Raw genomic sequence first — 16,050 nt, forward strand, 5'->3', positions numbered from 1 at the left:
GCCCGGAAGCGGGGCGTCGTCAGGGCGCAGTCTGGGGCGAAGGGGTGTCGGCGGCCCCTTCGGTGTCCTGCTGCTCCGCGGCGGCCTTGTCCGCCGCCGCGCGCTCGTCCGCGGCGGCGCGGATCGCGCGCCACGCGGACTCCGCCGCCTGCTGCTCCGCTTCCTTCTTGCTGCGGCCGGTGCCGGTGCCGTACGAGACACCACCGACGCGGGCGGCAGCAGTGAAGGTCTTCTCGTGGTCCGGACCGGTCTCGGTGACCAGATACTCGGGCACACCAAGGCCCTCGGCCGCGGTCAGCTCCTGGAGGCTGGTCTTCCAGTCCAGGCCGGCGCCGAGGTTCGAGGACTTCTCGATCAGCGGGTCGAAGAGCCGGTGTACCAGCTCGGACGCCGCGTCGAGGCCCTGGTCGAGATAGACCGCGCCGATCACCGCTTCAAGGGTGTCGGCGAGGATGGATGCCTTGTCCCGGCCGCCCGTGCCCTCTTCACCCCGGCCGAGCCGGATGAAGGAGCCCAGGTCGAGGCCGCGCCCGACCTCCGCAAGTGCACGCGAGTTGACCACCGCGGCCCGCAGCTTGGCCAGCTGGCCCTCGGGCAGATCGGGGTGGGTGCGGTAGAGCGTGTCCGTGACCACCAGACCGAGTACCGAGTCCCCGAGGAACTCGAGCCGCTCGTTGGTGGGCAGGCCGCCGTTCTCGTACGCGTACGACCGGTGGGTCAGCGCACGCACCAGAAGGGCGGACTCGAGCTGATACCCGAGCCGCCCTTCCAGAAGCGTGTGGGACGAGGCCGAACTGATGCTGTCGGACATCGTGCCTCTCACCAGCCGCTCAGACCTCGAGGACCTGGCGCTTGTTGTAGGTGCCGCAGCTCGGGCACGCGATGTGCTGCTGCTTCGGCTCCTGGCAACGCTCACACGAAACCAGGGTGGGGACCGCAGCCTTCCACTGCGACCGGCGGTGGCGCGTGTTGCTGCGCGACATCTTCCGCTTCGGAACAGCCACGGCTACTTCTCCTGCTTCTCGTCGACGCCCGCTTCGGCGCCGCTCATGTTGTCCTTCTCATCGGTTCCGAGTGAACCGGCGAGTCCCTGCAGTGCCGCCCAACGGATGTCGACGGCGTCGTGGTGGTGGTCCGGGTTGTCGTTCAGCCCGATCCCGCAGTCGGGACACAGGCCGGCACACTCCTCCCGGCACACCGGCTGCATGGGCAGTGCGAGCACCACCGCATCACGCAGCACGGGCTCGAGGTCGAACATGCCGTCCTCGAGGGGGATCATGTCCTCGTCCTCGGCGTCGACTGAGTCTTCGGGGGCCGCGTTCTTGCTGCGGCCCCGATCGTCGGCGTCGGGGTACGAGAACATCTCCTGGAAGTCCGCCGCAACCTCATGGCGCAGCGGCTCCAGACACCTTACGCACTCCCCCTCGGCCACGGCACGGGCGGTGCCTGTGACGAGCACCCCTTCCATGACGGACTCGAGGCGGAGCTCAAGCTCCACAGGCGCGCCCTCGGGCACACCGATGACCCCTTCGATGCCGAAGACCGCCGGCGCGCCGGGCGCCGCGACCGAGCGGGAGATCCGCTGGAGCGCACCGGGCCGCCGACCCAGCTCGTGTGTGTCGAACACGAGAGGGTTGCGATGGTCGAGGCGGGCGTTCAGCGTTCTTCCTGCTTTCGGATCGTCCGGGAGGCCGCGATATCAGCGCAGCACCAGACTCCACGCACGCGCGACCGAAGAGCCAGGATACTGGACCGTTCGCTCCAGGCCCAATCCGGTCAGCGTCCCTGCTCGTAGCGCCGCAGCTGTTCCAGGTCGATCATGCTCGTGTCGAAGAAGCTGGTCTCGTCGAGCGCGGCGGCCTGCGGCTGGTGCGGCTGAGGCTGGTGGGCCTGCTGATGCTGCTCATGCTGCTGTCCCCCATAGCCTCCGGCATGGGAGGTGCCCCCAGCGTACGGGTCCTGCTGGCCGTAGCTCTGGGCGTACCCCTGGTCATAGCCCTGCTGCGGTCCCCCATAGCCTCCGGCATGGGAGGTGCCGCCCGCGTACGGGTCCTGCTGGTACGCATACATGTCCTGGGGCTGGGCCTGGGACTGGTAGGCATACGGGTCGGCCTGGGCCGGGTACTGGCCGGGGGCCTGGGCGGCGACCTGGGGCTGCTGGATCTGCGGCTGCTGCTGGACCCGCGGCTCCGGGTCGGCGAGCTCCGCGAGCCCGGCGAGGTAGTCCGCGTCGGTCGTCGTGTGCTGCATCCCGGCCGCGTCCTGGGCGGCGACGTGCGCTCCGAGATCGTCGGTGGCGATACGGCCGTGCAGCTTCTGCCGGCCGCGGCCGACGGCCTCCAGGGTCTTGGAGAGCACGGCCTCGAAGGCGCCCAGCTTGGCGTCGACGTACTCGTCGGCGCGCTGGATCAGTGTCTGCGGGTCCGTGCTGTACTCCGGGGCGTCCTCATCGGCGTAACCCTGCTCATCGAGACCCGGGCCACGGCCGAGCAGCTTCTCGCGGCCGCGGTCGACGGAGCCGATGGTCTTGTTGAGGACGACCTCGAAGTTGGCGAGCTTGGAGTCGACGTAGTCGTCGGCCTCCGCCTTGATCTCCTCGGCCTCCCGGCGGGCCTCGGCGAGGATGCGGTCGGCCTCGTCCTGGGACTGCCGGGCGATGTGGGTGTCGGAGATCAGCGAGCCGCGCTCGGAGTGGGCGGCCTCGATGATGCGCTCGGCCTCCTGGCGGGCCTGTTCGACCATCTGCTCCCGGTCGCCGATCAACTCCTGCGCCTGGGCGAGCGAACCGGGCAGGGCATGCCGTACTTCCTCGAGCATGGCGAGCAGCTCGGCGCGGTTGACCACGCAGGACGCCGACATGGGCATGGACCGGGCGCTCCCGACCGCGTCGACGATCTCGTCGAGCTTCTTCTGCACGTCCACCGTGTGCTCGCCACTCTCTTCAGTCACTACAGCCGGTTTGGAGACGGTCGGGACGACTTTACGGCCAGTCGGCTCCCTCCCCCTACGTCCAGGGGGAATTTGGGGGACCCCCGGACCCCAGCGGGCGTGGGGACCCCCGGACTCCGGGTGACGGTCTGTCAGGAAGTCACTTCGGGGGGAGACGGTCCGTCAGGGCCGCGAGTACCACCGGGGGCACCAGGTGGGAGACGTCCCCGCCCCATGCCGCGACCTCCTTGACCAGGGAGGACGAAAGGAAGCTGTAGGTCGGGCTGGTCGGCACGAACAGCGTCTCCACGCCCGACAGGCCGTTGTTCATCTGGGCCATCTGCAGCTCGTAGTCGAAGTCGCTCACGGCGCGCAGGCCCTTGACGATGGCGGGGATGTCCCGCTCCTTGCAGTAGTCGACGAGCAGGCCGTGGTAGGCCTCCACCTCGACGTTGCCGTACTCGGCGGTGACCTCGCGGATCAGCTCGATCCGCTCATCGACGGTGAACAGTCCCTGCTTGGCCTGATTGATCATCACCACGACGTGTACGACGTCGTACAGCTTGGAGGCGCGGGCGATGATGTCGAGGTGTCCATTGGTGATGGGGTCGAACGACCCCGGACAGACGGCGCGGCGCAACTGAAATCCCTCGCTCTCCGGTCCGGTCATGGTGCGTTTTCGCACGTAGAGGCGGCGCGACCGTACCAAAGCGTCCCTTCGCCGTAGCGACGGGCCCGCAGTGGCTCGATCCCCTCGGGCCAGGCGAATTCACCGCCTCTGGTGCTGCGCTCCACGGTGACTACGGCATCGTCCGCGAGCCAGCCTCCCGAGCGGAGTGTGAGGAGAATCTCGCGAAGATCGTCGTCCGTGACGGCGTACGGCGGGTCGAGGAACACCACGTCGTACGGGGCCGCCGGCGGCGGTCCCTGGACGATCTGCTCGGCCCTGCCGGTACGGACCTCGGCGCCGGGCAGGGCGAGCGTCCTCACGTTCTCCCGGACCGTGCGGGCGGCGCGGCTGTCGGCCTCGACGAGCAGGGCGTGCGACGCACCGCGCGACAGCGCCTCCAGGCCGACGGCGCCCGAGCCCGCGTACAGGTCGGCGACCCGGGTGCCCTGCAGTGTGCCGAGCAGCGACTCCCAGGTGGAGAACAGGCCCTCGCGCGCCCGGTCGGAGGTGGGGCGGGTGCCGTTGCCCGGCGGCACGGCCAGGCGACGTCCGCCGGCCGCACCGGCGATCACGCGGGTCATCTGAGTCCTTCACGAAGACGTTCGTCCGGTCCGGTTCGATCCGGACAGGTCACCTCCACGATATGGGCTGTCGGCAGCGGGGGCGTCAGCCCTTGTCCAGGTACTGCTCGCGATCCTTGTCCAGCAGCGCGTCCAGCGCCGTGCGCAGCTCCGGCAGACGCTCCAGCTCCGGGTCCGCGCCGACGACGGACACCGCTTCCTCCCGGGCCGCCGCGATGACCTCCTCGTCCTCGATGACGGCGAGGACCCGCAGCGACGAGCGGACGCCGGACTGGGCCTGGCCGAGCACATCGCCCTCACGGCGCTGTTCGAGGTCGATCCGGGACAGCTCGAAGCCGTCCAACGTGGCGGCGACGGCGCCGAGCCGGGCCCGGGCGGGACTCGCCTCCGGCATCTCGCTGACCAGCAGGCACAGCCCGGGAGCCGAGCCGCGGCCGACACGGCCGCGCAACTGGTGCAGCTGGGAGACGCCGAACCGGTCGGCGTCCATGATCACCATCGCCGTCGCGTTCGGCACGTTCACCCCCACCTCGATGACCGTGGTGGCGACCAGCACGTCCACCTCGCCCGCGGCGAAGCGGCGCATCACATCGTCCTTGTCGTCGGGCGCCATACGGCCGTGCAGCACCTCGACCCGCAACCCCTTCAGCGGGCCTGCCGCGAGCTGCTCGGCGACCTCCAGGACGGCCAGCGGCGGCCGCTTCTCGGCTTCGTCCTCCGGCGACTTCTTCTTCTGCTCGCCCGCCTCGTCGAGGGAGTCGCCGATGCGCGGGCATACGACGTACGCCTGATGACCGCCCTCGACCTCCTCGCGGACCCGCTCCCACGCCCGCGCCAGGAAGTGCGGCTTGTCCGCGGCCGGAACCACATGGGTGGCAATCGGCGAGCGCCCCGCGGGCAGCTGGTCCAGCACGGAGGTCTCGAGGTCGCCGAAGACCGTCATCGCGACCGTGCGCGGAATGGGCGTGGCGGTCATGACCAGCAGATGCGGTGGTTGCTTGCCCTTGCCGCGCAGGGCGTCGCGCTGCTCCACGCCGAAGCGGTGCTGCTCGTCGACGACGACCAGTCCGAGGTCGTGGAACTGCACCTTGTCCTCGATCAGCGCGTGCGTGCCGATGACGATCCCGGCCTCGCCGGTGACCAGGTCGAGCAGCGCCTGCCGGCGTCCGGCGGCGCCCATGGAGCCGGTGAGCAGCACGACCTTCGTCGCCTGCTCCGCGCCGCCGAGCATGCCGCCCTCGGCGAGGTCGCCCATCATCTCGACGATCGAGCGGTGATGCTGCTGGGCGAGGACTTCGGTGGGCGCGAGCATCGCGGCCTGGCCGCCCGCGTCGACCACGGCGAGCATGGCCCGCAGCGCGACCATGGTCTTACCGCTTCCGACCTCGCCCTGGAGCAGCCGGTGCATCGGATGCTCCGTGGCCAGGTCGCCGAAGATCTCCGCGGACACCTTCTGCTGGCCGTCGGTGAGCGTGAACGGCAGCCGGGCGTCGAATGCGTCGAGCATGCCGTCGGGAACGGGCCTGCGGGCGACCGCGGGAAGCTGCGCGTCCGCGTAGCGCCTCCTGGCGAGGGCGACTTGGAGGACGAACGCCTCGTCCCACTTGAGACGCTGCCGGGCGTCCTCGATGTCCGCCTTGGTCTGCGGGCGGTGGATCTTGAGCAACGCCTCGGGGAGTGAGACGAATCCACGGCCTTCACGGAGCGCGGACGGCAGCGGGTCGAGAGCTTCCCTCGCGTGCGGAAGGACCGCGTCGACGGCTTTGGCGAGCTTCCAGGACTCCAGACCCTTGCAGGCCGGATAGATCGGGATGAGCTTGCCCGCGAAGGCGCTCACCGCGCCCGCCCCGCTGTCCGCGTCCAGCCGCTCGTACGTGGGATGGGCGAGCTGCAGCTTCCGGTTGAACATGGTCACCTTGCCGGCGAACATGGCGCGACTTCCGGGCAGCAGGTCCTTGTGCGGCTTGTGGATGCCCCGGCCGAAGAAGACCAGCTGCAGCCGTCCGCTGCCGTCGGTGATGGTGATCTCCAGCCGCTGTCCGCGCCCGGCGTTGAACTTGAGCACGCGCGCGTCCGCGACCTGGGCGACGACCGTGACATGCTCGTCCAGCGGCAGATCCGCGAGCCGGGTGAGCTGGCCCCGCTCCTCGTACCGACGCGGGTAGTGGTGAAGCAGATCACCGACGGTGTGCAGGTCGAGGTTCTCGGCCATGACCTTCGCGGTCGCGGGACCGAGGGTCCTCTTCAGTGGTTCATCGAGCGCGGACACGCGATCCATTGCACACCACGACACCGACAACCGTCGCGGACCCCTGCATCCCCGCTGGTCACGGCCGTGCCCCCGGCCCCGAGGACGGGGGCGGAGCGGGTGTCTGCGGACGCGCGCCCCGGTGCACCGGCCATATGTCCCGCTTGCCTCCATGGAGAAGCGGCGGGGCGGGCCGGAGCATCGCCACCGGCTCGCCGGACACTCCGAACGGGCCGCGCGGCAGGGCGAGTTCGGCTCGCGGCGGCGCAGTCTCATATCGCCGGTGTTGCCGGTGCAGCAGGTGCAGCCGTGCGACGGCGGCCCGCGACGTCCCGGCGCGGGGTGGCGGGGCTACTCCACGCCGATCAGCAGCGGAGCGCCCTCGCCGCCGTGGTAGATCAGGGTGTCCACCGCCAGGTAGCCCTCCCTGACGTGGGTCTCGAGACGGTCCGCCAACTCCGGCGGGGCGTCGTTCGGGAGGACCAGCGTGACCAGTTCGCCGCCGGCGGAGAGCATGCGGTCCAGGACCGTCTCCGCCGTGGTCGCGAGATCCGCGCCGATCACGGCGACGTCGCCCTCGATCAGCCCCAGCACGTCCCCGGCCTGGCACACGCCCGCCGATGTGAAGGACTGCCGCTCGGCGACGGTGAGTTCGCCGTAGCGCGTCGCCCCGGCCGCCGAGGTCATCGCGACGACGTCCTCGTCGAAGCGGCGCCCGGGTTCGTGGACGGCGAGCGCGGCGATGCCCTGGACCGCGGAGCGGGTCGGGATGAGGGCGACCCGCACGCCCTCCGTGCGGGCCTGCTCCGCGGCCGCGGCCGCCGTGTGCCGCAGGTCGGCGTCGTTCGGGAGGAGAACCACCTCGCGGGCGTGGGCCCGTCGGATCGCCTCGACGAGCTCTCCGCTCGCGGGGGGCTCTCCGGGTCGCGCGAGCACCGTCGTCGCGCCGGCCTCCGCGCACAGGCCCGCCAGCCCCTCGCCCGGGACCACCGCGACGACGGCCCGCTGGACCCGTTCGCGCGGCTCGGGGTGCTCGGCCGCGCCGAAGTGGGTGATCCGGATCCGGTACGGCCGTCCCGCCTCGACACCGGCCTCCACCGCCGCGCCCGCGTCGTCGACATGCACATGGACGTTCCACAGACCGTCGCCGCCGACGACGACGAGCGAGTCGCCGAGCCCGTCGAGCCGCGTCCGCAGCCTCGCCACCGCGGCGTCGTCCGCCTCCAGCAGATAGATCACCTCGAAGGCGGGCCCGCCGTCGGCGCACGGCTCGCCGGCGGCCACCACGGCCGGGTGGGCCCGTACGGAGGGCCGTACCGCCGGCGCGTCCCCCGTCACCGCCTGGACCAGCGCGCCCAGCACCGCCAGCAGCCCTTGGCCGCCCGCGTCCACGACACCGGCGCGCCCGAGCACCTCCAACTGGCCGGGGGTGTCCTCCAGCGCCTTGCAGGCGCGTGCGTACGCGGCTGCCACAGCGGTCGCGTCGTCGTCGGAGACCGCGGCGTCCGCCGCGGCCGAGGCCACGCTCAGGATCGTGCCCTCGACCGGATGCGCGACCGCCTCGCGCGCGGCTTCCGCGGCCCGTCGCAGCGCCTGCGCCACCCCTCCTCGGGGCGACCCGTCCCGCTCGCCCAGGACCTCGGCCATGCCTCGCAGCAGCTGCGCCAGGATCGTCCCCGAGTTGCCGCGCGCACCGATCAGCGCCCCGTGCGCCATGGCCTGCATCGCGTCGGCCGGCACAGGGGCCGAGGAGCCCGTCTCGTACGCCGCGAACACCGCTTCCACGGCCTGCGCCGCGGATTCGACCGTCAGATAGAGGTTGGTGCCGGTGTCTCCGTCCGCGACCGGATACACATTGATCGCGTCGATCTCCTCGCGCTCCCGGCCCAGCGCCTCCAGCGCCAGTGAGCACCAGGTGCGTACCGTGACGGCATCGAGGGTCTGCGGCAACTGATGTCCTCCTTGAGCGGGGCCGGCTGCACCGCAGGGTAGCCCGGTCGTCTTCCGGCGCCTGCCCTTGCGGGCGGTTTCCTCCAACGGGGCAGGTCGTTGTATGCTTTCGCGGTCGCCTGGCAAGAAGCCGGGCGAATCCACTGCTTGAGCCTTAAGGCACGAACCGGTCACCCGGGGTCACGGTTGGGGCACAGACAGGGGTGGAGTCGCCGTGCTACCGATGGTACGGCGTGGGTACGTGTCGTCGTGCCCGTGCTGGAGCGGTCCGCTCCGGCAGATGCGGCCCATACGTCACCTCCAGTGACGGGCAGGAGCTGCGATCCCGGCGTAGAGTCGTCTACGGCTGGGAAGGCGACTGTAAGTGCATCTGAAGTCTTTGGAGTGACCCGTGGCTGCCAACTGCGACGTCTGCGGCAAGGGGCCGGGCTTCGGCAACAACATTTCGCACTCGCACCGCCGTACGTCCCGTCGCTGGAACCCGAACATCCAGCGCGTGCGTGCCGTGGTCGGTCGGACGCCGAAGCGGCTCAACGTCTGCACCTCGTGCATCAAGGCCGGCAAGGTCTCGCGCTAAGTGATGCTCCCCGCGTTCGTGCGGGGATGATCCCGCCGACGTTTCGTCGTAGCGCAGCCCCTGCGGTTGCCTTGAAAGCCGGTCCACCTCGGTGGACCGGCTTTTCGCGTTTCCACGGGCCGTTCTGCGGAGCGCTCTACGGGCCGTTCGCGGCCGGTTCTGCGGACCGGTCTACGAAGAGGCCGGTCCGCCTCCACGGACCGGCCTGTCCGCCCAGGCCCTGTCAGGCCTGGCGGAATCGCCAACCGTGATCCACCGGGCCGATCCCGCCGCCCAGCGCGAAGCCCGCGGCGATCGCGCCCGTGACGTACTCCTTCGCGTCCCGGACGGCCTCGGGGACGGATCGCCCCTTCGCCAGCCCCGCCGCCACTGCCGAGGCGAGTGTGCAGCCCGTGCCGTGCGTGTGCCGGTTGTCGTGCCGCGGCGCGCGCAGCCAGTGCACCTCGGTGCCGTCCGTGAGCAGGTCCACGGCGTCGCCTTCGAGATGACCGCCCTTGATGAGCGCCCAGCGCGGCCCGTACGCGAGCACCGCGTCGGCCGCTCGCCGCAGATCGGTCTCGGTCTCCACCTGTACGCCGGTGAGCTGGGCGACCTCGTCCAGGTTCGGGGTCGCCACGGTCGCGGCCGGCAGCAGCTTCGTACGTACGGAATCCAGCGCGGACGCCGCCAGCAGGGCGTCCCCGTGCTTGGAGACACCGACCGGGTCGACGACGACCGGGGCATCGGTCCCGGCCAGCAGCTCGGCGACCGTCTCGACGAGCTCGGCCGACGCCAGCATTCCGGTCTTCACGGCCTGGACGCCGATGTCGTCGACGACACTGCGGTACTGGGCGCGTACCGCCTCGACCGGGAGTTCCCAGGCGCCCTGCACACCGAGCGAGTTCTGCGCGGTGACGGCCGTGATCACACTCATACCGTGCACGCCGAGGGCGAGCATGGTCTTCAGGTCGGCCTGGATGCCGGCGCCGCCGCCGGAGTCGGATCCGGCGACGGTCAGCACGCGCGGCGGCGCCGCGCGGGTCATGATCCTTCCCCGAAGTGGTCCCAGCCGCCCTTGTTCGTCCAGGGCGCCCCGTCCACGGTCACCTGCGGCAGGGCCGACGGGTTGAGCACCTCGCCGATCACCTTCCAGCGGGCGGGCAGTTTCACGTCCGCCGGGAAGGTCGCGACGATCGCGTGGTCTTCGCCGCCGCTGAGCACCCACTGGAGCGGGTCGACGCCCACGGCCTGGCCGATGTCGTTCATCTGCGAGGGGATGTCGATGAGTCCGGAACGCAGGTCGATCCGGACCTTGCTGGCTTCGGCGATATGGCCGAGGTCGGCGACGAGCCCGTCGCTGACGTCGGTCATCGCGGTGGCGCCGAGTCCGGCGGCGGCCGGGCCCGCGTGATACGGCGGTTCGGGGCGCCGGTGGGCCTCGACGAAGGCGCGGGGCGAGCGGAAGCCGCGCGAGAGGACCGCGTGCCCGGCGGCGGACCAGCCCAACCAGCCGGTGTAGGCGACGACATCGCCGGGCTGGGCGCCGGCCCGGGTCACCGGGTCGTGGTTGCGCAGATCGCCGAGCGCGGTGATCGCCACGGTGATGGTGTCGCCGCGTACGACATCGCCGCCGACCACGGCCGCGCCCGCGACCTGGCATTCGTCGCGGATGCCGTCCATCAGCTCGGTGGCCCAGGTGACCGGGAGGTCGGCGGGGACGACGAGGCCGAGCAGCAGCGCGGTCGGTACGGCTCCCATGGCCGCGATGTCGGCGAGGTTCTGCGCGGCCGCCTTGCGGCCCACGTCGTACGCGGTCGACCAGTCGCGGCGGAAGTGCCGTCCCTCCAGGAGGAGGTCGGTGCTGGCCACGACCCTGCGGTCGGGTGCCGCCACGACCGCGGCGTCGTCGCCGGGTCCGAGCCGTACCGCGGGGGTGGAGGTCAGCCGGGAGGTGAGCTCCTTGATGAGTCCGAACTCCCCCAGCTCGCCCACAGTGCCCTTCATCACGTCATGCCCTTCGTCGCCGCGGTGCCGCCGGAAGCTCCGGCCGCCCACCTGTTATTCGTGCGGTAGCGAGCCGTCACCGCTGTAGGTACCGTCGAGTAGGCCCTGTGGCCCGTCAACTTCTGTGCCTTGTACGCCACGCTGCGAGCGCATCGGGGCGCGCAGGTCTCCCCGCGGCCCGCGGCGACGCGATACCGTGGCGTCTCTTCTCCCCACATGATCCTCGTGGCCGCCCTGGAGGTTCCGTGGTACAGGCGTACATCCTTATTCAGACCGAGGTGGGCAAGGCGTCGACGGTCGCCGACACCATCTCCAAGATCCCGGGGGTGATCCAGGCCGAGGACGTCACAGGTCCTTACGACGTGATCGTGCGCGCGCAGGCCGATACGGTCGATGAGCTGGGTCGCATGGTGGTCGCCAAGGTCCAGCAAGTGGACGGCATCACGCGAACGCTGACCTGCCCGGTCGTGCACCTGTAGCCCCCGTCTACGCTTGGCCGGTGATGTCTCCCCGCCGGCTTCTGTCTCTGCCCGCCGCCGCAGTGCTGCTGGCCGCTGCGGGCTGTTCCTCCACGGACGCTCCCGCGTCGATCACGGTTCCCACTCCTCCCGCCGAGGAGAAGACTCTGTGCCGGGCGCTGCACAAGGCGCTGCCGGAGTCCGTGGCCGGCGAGGGCCGTCGGGACCCCGAGCCGCGTTCCGAGCTGACCGCCGGGTGGGGGGACGCCGCGATCGTACTGCGCTGCGGGGTCCCCCGGCCCGCGGGTCTGCTGAGCGAGAAGGCGGACGGTGTGGTGGTGAACGGCGTCGAATGGTTCGCCGAGGAACTGGCGGACGGTGCCCGGTTCACCACCACCTACCGCAAGACCTATGTCGAGGTGACGCTGTCGAAGCGGTTCACCGACATGGGACCGCTGACCGACCTGGCGGGACCGGTCGGGAAGACGGTCCCGTCACGTTTCGAGGCGGTCCCGGGCGCACCCCGCACCCCGGGCGCCCCTTAGATCCTGATCGGGTCAGATCCTGGTCCGGTCAGATCCTGATCCGGTCCGATCCTGTTCCGGTCCGATCGGCCGGACACTCCCTAGCGCAGGCCCGTCGAGCGCCGCAGCGCCGCCTGGATCAGCCGGTCGACGAGCTCCGCGTAGCCGACACCGGTCTCCTGCCACATCCGCGGGTACATGGAGATCGGCGTGAAGCCCGGCATGGTGTTGATCTCGTTGATCACGAACTCGCCGTTCTCGGTGAGGAAGAAGTCCGCGCGGACCAGTCCCTCGCAGGACGCGGCCTCGAACGCCTCGACCGCGAGCCTCCGCACCTCGGCGGTCTCCTCGTCGGTCAGCGGCGCGGGCACGAGTCCGGTCGCCGAGTCGATGTACTTGGCCTCGAAGTCGTAGAAGTCGTGCGAGGAGACGGGCGGGATCTCGGCGGGCACACTGGCGCGTGGGCCGTCCTCGAACTCCAGCACTCCGCATTCGATCTCGCGGCCGCGCAGCAGCGCCTCGACCAGGATCTTGGGGTCGTGGCGCTGGGCCTCCGCGATGGCCTCGTCAAGACCGGAGAGGTCGTCGACCTTGGTGATGCCGATCGAGGAGCCGGCACGGGCGGGCTTCACGAAGAGCGGCCAGCCGTGCTCGCCGGCGAAGTCGACGATCTTCTTGCGGGCGGCGGAAGGATCCTGCACCCATTCACGGGGCCGGATCACCTCGTACGGGCCGACGGGCAGCCCGAAGGAGGTGAAGACCCGCTTCATGTACTCCTTGTCCTGGCCGACGGCCGAGGCGAGGACGCCCGCGCCGACGTACGGGATGCCGGAGAGTTCCAGCAGGCCCTGCAGGGTGCCGTCCTCGCCGTACGGGCCGTGCAGCATCGGGAAGACGACGTCGACCTCGCCGAGCGCCTTGGGCACGGAACCCGGCTCGCTGTAGACCACCTCGCGGTTGGCCGGGTCGACGGAGAGGACGACGCCGCCCTCGGCCGATTCGGCGAGGTCGGTGACGGAGGGCAGCTTCCGGTCGGCGATGGCCATCCGGTCCGGCTCGTCGGCCGTCAGCGCCCAGCGGCCGTCCGTCGTGATGCCGATGGGCAGCACGTCGTACTTGGTGCGGTCGATGGCGCGAAGTACGGCGCCGGCCGTCACGACGGAGATCGCGTGCTCGGAGCTGCGGCCGCCGAAGACGACCGCGACGCGCGGCTTGCGGCGCGCCTCGTCTCCGGTGGAGGCGAGGTCGTGGCTGTGGGAGGGGTTCTCGCTCATATCGCGACGAGACTACCCTGCCCTTTCCGCCCGCCGAAGGGGCGCGCCCCGCCCCTTCCCGAACCGGGCCCGGCCCCGGACCCCTGCACGCACTTCGGGCGGGCCCGGAACGCACCGGTGCCGTCCGGGTGGCCCGGGTCTCCGTCCCGGGCAGGCCCTGAGAGGCGTGCGGGACGGACAGCCCCTGAGAGCCGTCGGGGGCAGGCTCTAGTGCCGCTCGGGCTTCGCGCTGCGCGACATCAGTTCCTTGAGCGCGACGACCGGCGGCTTGCCCTCGTGGACGATGGACACGACGGTCTCGGTGATGGGCATGTCGACGCCGTGCCGCCGGCCCAGATCCAGTACGGACTCACAGGACTTGACGCCCTCGGCGGTCTGCTTGGTGGCGGCGATGGCCTCCTGGAGCGTCATGCCGCGGCCGAGGTTGGTGCCGAAGGTGTGGTTGCGGGAGAGCGGCGAGGAGCAGGTGGCGACGAGGTCGCCGAGTCCGGCGAGGCCGGAGAAGGTCAGCGGGTCGGCGCCCATGGCGAGGCCGAGGCGGGTCGTCTCGGCGAGTCCGCGCGTGATCAGGGTGGCCTTGGAGTTGTCGCCGAGGCCCATGCCGTCCGCGATGCCGACGGCGAGACCGATGACGTTCTTGATCGCGCCGCCGAGTTCGCAGCCGACGACGTCGGTGTTGGTGTACGCGCGGAAGTACGGGGTCATGCAGGCGGCCTGCAGCCGCTGGGCGACCGTTTCGTCGGCGCAGGCGACGACCGCGGCGGCGGGCTGGCGTTCGGCGATCTCCTTGGCGAGGTTGGGTCCGGTGAGGACGGCGACGCGCTCGGCCGGGGCCTTCGCGACCTCCTCGATGACCTCGCTCATCCGCTTGGCGGTGCCGAGTTCGACGCCCTTCATCAGGGAGACGAGGACCGTGTCGGGGGCCAGCTTGGGCGCCCATTCCGTGAGGTTGGCGCGCAGGGTCTGGGAGGGCACGACGAGGACGGTGAAGTCCGCGTCGCGGGCGGCCTCGGCGGGGTCGGTGGTGGCCCGTACCGCCTCGGGGAGCTGGAATCCCGGCAGATAGTCGGGGTTGGTGCGCGTGTTGTTGATGGCGTCGACGAGTTCTGCGCGGCGGCCCCACATGGTCACCTCGCAGCCGGCGTCGGCGAGCACCATGGAGAAGGCGGTCCCCCAGGATCCGGTGCCGAACACGGCGGCCTTGACGGTGCGTGTCACTTGGTTCCCTCCCCGGCGGCCTTCCGCCGCTGTTCCGCGCGGGCCGTGCGGTGGTCGTACGGCTCGGCGGGTGCCGTCTCGCCGCGTACGTCCTCCAGCAGTGCGGTGATCGCGGCCATGATGACCTCGGTGGCTTCACGCAGCACTTCGGGAGTCGGCTCCAGGCCGTGGAACCGGGAGAGGTCGACGGGCGGCCCCGCCTGCACGATCAGCGTCTTGCGCGGGAACAGCTGGAGCTTGTTCTCCTTGGCGTACGGCGGCATCGCCATATTGGCGCCCCACTGGGCGACCGGGATGACGGGCGCCTTGGTGAGCAGCGCGATGCGTGCGGCACCCGTCTTGCCCGCCATCGGCCACATGTCGGGGTCGCGGGTCAGCGTGCCTTCCGGGTAGAACGCGACGCATTCGCCGCGCTCGATGGCGTCGACGGCGGCGCGGAACGCATCCAGGGCGTTCGTCGTCTCGCGGTACACGGGAATCTGACCGGTGCCGCGGAGCATCGTGCCGACGAAGGAGCCCTTGAAGAGCGCGGCCTTCGCCAGGAAGCGCGGGACACGTCCGGTGTTGTACTGGTAGTGCGCGTAGGAGAGCGGGTCCAGATAGGAGTTGTGATTCACCGCCGTGATGAATCCTCCGTCGGCCGGAATGTGCTCCATTCCTCGCCAGTCCCGCTTGAACAGAACCACCAACGGCGGTTTCGCGATGACCGCCGCCAGGCGGTACCAGAAGCCGATTCTGCGGCGGGACACTCGGACACCTTCCTCTTTGGACCTGGCTGCTGCCTGGCTGCTGGGGGTCAAGTGTCGCCCCAGGCCCCTGGTCTGTCGAGAACACGGTACGCCCCGGCTTCGGGACCGGGGCCGCGGGCCGCCGTGCGGGCAGGCGACAATGGGCCCGTGCACTGGTCACTGGTCGTTCCGCTGAAGCCCCTCGCGCTGGCCAAGAGCAGGCTGACACAGGCCACGGGCGGTGCGATGCGCCCGCAATTCGCACTTGCCTTCGCCCAGGACACGGTGGCGGCGGCGCTGGCCTGCGCCGCGGTACGGGATGTGGCGGTCGTCACGGACGACCCGGTGGCCGCTGCCGAGCTGGCCGCGCTGGGTGCGCGTGTCGTGCCGGACGCGCCCGGTGCGGGGCTCAACGCGGCGCTGGCACACGGGGCCGAGGCGGTGCGCGCGGTGCGCCCCGGCGCGGCGGTGGCGGCGCTCAACGCGGATCTGCCGGCGCTGCGGCCGGCCGAATTGACGCGGGTGCTCACGGCGGCCGCGAAATTTTCGCGGGCTTTTCTCGCGGACGCCGCAGGAATTGGCACGACATTCCTGTCGGCCACGCCCGGCACAAAATTGCACCCGGCTTTCGGCGGGCGTTCCCGGCACCGGCATTTGGCCTCCGGGGCTGTGGAAATCGAATTGGACGGCGTCGAGTCGATGCGCCGCGACGTGGACACCGGGGAGGATCTGCTGGCCGCGCTCACGCTGGGCGTGGGGCCGCGGACGGCCGCGCGGTGCGCGACGGCGCCGATGCCGGGCGCCCGTCACGAGGGCGTCTAAGGGCTGTCCCGTAATCCCCGGCGGGCGCACGACGACAGCTACGGCACCTCGCTGCGTTGTCGGATCGCCCGAATACGCCCAGTATGAGG

17 protein-coding genes are annotated in these 16,050 nt (G+C 70.9%); 4 read left to right on the plus strand and 13 right to left on the minus strand.

Translation table 11 applies throughout. From position 1 onward, the window contains the following. Positions 1 to 19: 19 nt before the first annotated feature. The 8 genes from rnc to ACWGI8_RS23160 all read right to left on the minus strand — a co-directional run bounded on the left by rnc (position 20) and on the right by ACWGI8_RS23160 (position 8,377). Positions 20 to 811, minus strand: a complete 792-nt coding sequence (rnc, locus tag ACWGI8_RS23125; RefSeq protein WP_453663551.1) for a ribonuclease III — start codon at positions 809 to 811, stop codon at positions 20 to 22. A gap of 19 nt (positions 812 to 830) precedes the next feature. After that, complete coding sequence (rpmF, locus tag ACWGI8_RS23130) at positions 831 to 1,004, minus strand: 50S ribosomal protein L32 (RefSeq protein WP_026165248.1); 174 nt, start codon at positions 1,002 to 1,004, stop codon at positions 831 to 833. A gap of 2 nt (positions 1,005 to 1,006) precedes the next feature. Beyond that, positions 1,007 to 1,627 carry a YceD family protein gene (locus ACWGI8_RS23135; protein ID WP_453663553.1) on the minus strand — a complete coding sequence of 207 codons (621 nt, stop codon included), beginning with the start codon at positions 1,625 to 1,627 and terminating at the stop codon, positions 1,007 to 1,009. Positions 1,628 to 1,776: 149 nt separating this feature from the next. After that, complete coding sequence (locus ACWGI8_RS23140) at positions 1,777 to 2,922, minus strand: ATP synthase F0 subunit B (RefSeq protein WP_453663571.1); 1,146 nt, start codon at positions 2,920 to 2,922, stop codon at positions 1,777 to 1,779. A 166-nt stretch (positions 2,923 to 3,088) separates the two neighbouring features. Beyond that, a complete protein-coding gene (gene coaD / locus ACWGI8_RS23145) occupies positions 3,089 to 3,598 on the minus strand; it encodes a pantetheine-phosphate adenylyltransferase (protein WP_453663554.1) in 510 nt (169 codons plus the stop codon). Next, positions 3,595 to 4,179 (minus strand): 16S rRNA (guanine(966)-N(2))-methyltransferase RsmD, encoded by a 585-nt coding sequence (gene rsmD / locus ACWGI8_RS23150; RefSeq protein ID WP_453663556.1) that lies wholly within the window; start codon positions 4,177 to 4,179, stop codon positions 3,595 to 3,597. Before rsmD ends, coaD begins: the two co-directional genes overlap by 4 nt. An 85-nt stretch (positions 4,180 to 4,264) precedes the next feature. Beyond that, entirely contained in the window at positions 4,265 to 6,457 is a 2,193-nt protein-coding gene (recG, locus tag ACWGI8_RS23155) for an ATP-dependent DNA helicase RecG (RefSeq protein ID WP_453663557.1), read from the minus strand. Between the two features lie 321 nt (positions 6,458 to 6,778). Further along, complete coding sequence (locus tag ACWGI8_RS23160; RefSeq protein ID WP_453663558.1) at positions 6,779 to 8,377, minus strand: DAK2 domain-containing protein; 1,599 nt, start codon at positions 8,375 to 8,377, stop codon at positions 6,779 to 6,781. Between the two features lie 391 nt (positions 8,378 to 8,768). Here ACWGI8_RS23160 and rpmB point away from each other — a divergent pair, with 391 nt between their 5' ends. Next, positions 8,769 to 8,954: a 50S ribosomal protein L28 gene (rpmB, locus tag ACWGI8_RS23165; RefSeq protein WP_003957616.1), complete on the plus strand. Its 186-nt coding sequence runs from the start codon at positions 8,769 to 8,771 to the stop codon at positions 8,952 to 8,954. Positions 8,955 to 9,177: 223 nt separating this feature from the next. Here the strand turns inward: rpmB and thiD are convergent, their stop codons facing one another. Continuing rightward, on the minus strand, positions 9,178 to 9,978 hold the full coding sequence (gene thiD / locus ACWGI8_RS23170; RefSeq protein WP_453663559.1) for a bifunctional hydroxymethylpyrimidine kinase/phosphomethylpyrimidine kinase: 801 nt from the start codon (positions 9,976 to 9,978) through the stop codon (positions 9,178 to 9,180). Then, positions 9,975 to 10,937 (minus strand): thiamine-phosphate kinase, encoded by a 963-nt coding sequence (locus tag ACWGI8_RS23175; protein ID WP_453663561.1) that lies wholly within the window; start codon positions 10,935 to 10,937, stop codon positions 9,975 to 9,977. The genes thiD and ACWGI8_RS23175 overlap by 4 nt, the downstream gene beginning before the upstream one ends. A gap of 245 nt (positions 10,938 to 11,182) precedes the next feature. On the opposite strand from ACWGI8_RS23175, the gene ACWGI8_RS23180 reads away from it, so the two are divergent. Both ACWGI8_RS23180 and ACWGI8_RS23185 read left to right on the plus strand, forming a co-directional pair. Next, the gene (locus ACWGI8_RS23180) at positions 11,183 to 11,416 is read left to right on the plus strand and encodes an Lrp/AsnC family transcriptional regulator (protein ID WP_017947604.1); all 234 of its coding nucleotides are present in this window, start codon (positions 11,183 to 11,185) and stop codon (positions 11,414 to 11,416) included. 23 nt (positions 11,417 to 11,439) lie between these two features. Next, positions 11,440 to 11,940, plus strand: coding sequence for a DUF3515 domain-containing protein (locus tag ACWGI8_RS23185; protein ID WP_453663572.1), 501 nt, complete (start codon positions 11,440 to 11,442; stop codon positions 11,938 to 11,940). A gap of 80 nt (positions 11,941 to 12,020) precedes the next feature. On the opposite strand, the gene ACWGI8_RS23190 is transcribed toward ACWGI8_RS23185, so the two are convergent. From ACWGI8_RS23190 to ACWGI8_RS23200, 3 genes are all read right to left on the minus strand, one after another. Beyond that, the gene (locus ACWGI8_RS23190) at positions 12,021 to 13,193 is read right to left on the minus strand and encodes a D-alanine--D-alanine ligase family protein (RefSeq protein WP_453663563.1); all 1,173 of its coding nucleotides are present in this window, start codon (positions 13,191 to 13,193) and stop codon (positions 12,021 to 12,023) included. A gap of 207 nt (positions 13,194 to 13,400) precedes the next feature. After that, positions 13,401 to 14,411 (minus strand): NAD(P)H-dependent glycerol-3-phosphate dehydrogenase, encoded by a 1,011-nt coding sequence (locus ACWGI8_RS23195; protein ID WP_453663565.1) that lies wholly within the window; start codon positions 14,409 to 14,411, stop codon positions 13,401 to 13,403. Then, complete coding sequence (locus ACWGI8_RS23200) at positions 14,408 to 15,160, minus strand: lysophospholipid acyltransferase family protein (protein WP_453663567.1); 753 nt, start codon at positions 15,158 to 15,160, stop codon at positions 14,408 to 14,410. Before ACWGI8_RS23200 ends, ACWGI8_RS23195 begins: the two co-directional genes overlap by 4 nt. Positions 15,161 to 15,307: 147 nt before the next feature. Here ACWGI8_RS23200 and cofC point away from each other — a divergent pair, with 147 nt between their 5' ends. Further along, positions 15,308 to 15,961 carry a 2-phospho-L-lactate guanylyltransferase gene (gene cofC, locus ACWGI8_RS23205; RefSeq protein WP_453663569.1) on the plus strand — a complete coding sequence of 218 codons (654 nt, stop codon included), beginning with the start codon at positions 15,308 to 15,310 and terminating at the stop codon, positions 15,959 to 15,961. The last annotated feature ends 89 nt before the right edge of the window (positions 15,962 to 16,050 follow it).

This window comes from Streptomyces sp. NPDC054841 (assembly GCF_053611045.1).

Bases quoted from the DNA above. Each gene is read 5' to 3' on its own strand.
- rnc (WP_453663551.1), bottom strand. From the start codon at position 811: ATGTCCGACAGCATCAGTTCGGCCTCGTCCCACACGCTTCTGGAAGGG.
- coaD (WP_453663554.1), bottom strand. From the start codon at position 3,598: ATGACCGGACCGGAGAGCGAGGGATTTCAGTTGCGCCGCGCCGTCTGT.
- rsmD (WP_453663556.1), bottom strand. From the start codon at position 4,179: ATGACCCGCGTGATCGCCGGTGCGGCCGGCGGACGTCGCCTGGCCGTG.
- recG (WP_453663557.1), bottom strand. From the start codon at position 6,457: ATGGATCGCGTGTCCGCGCTCGATGAACCACTGAAGAGGACCCTCGGT.
- thiD (WP_453663559.1), bottom strand. From the start codon at position 9,978: ATGACCCGCGCGGCGCCGCCGCGCGTGCTGACCGTCGCCGGATCCGAC.
- ACWGI8_RS23175 (WP_453663561.1), bottom strand. From the start codon at position 10,937: ATGAAGGGCACTGTGGGCGAGCTGGGGGAGTTCGGACTCATCAAGGAG.
- ACWGI8_RS23185 (WP_453663572.1), top strand. From the start codon at position 11,440: ATGTCTCCCCGCCGGCTTCTGTCTCTGCCCGCCGCCGCAGTGCTGCTG.
- ACWGI8_RS23190 (WP_453663563.1), bottom strand. From the start codon at position 13,193: ATGAGCGAGAACCCCTCCCACAGCCACGACCTCGCCTCCACCGGAGAC.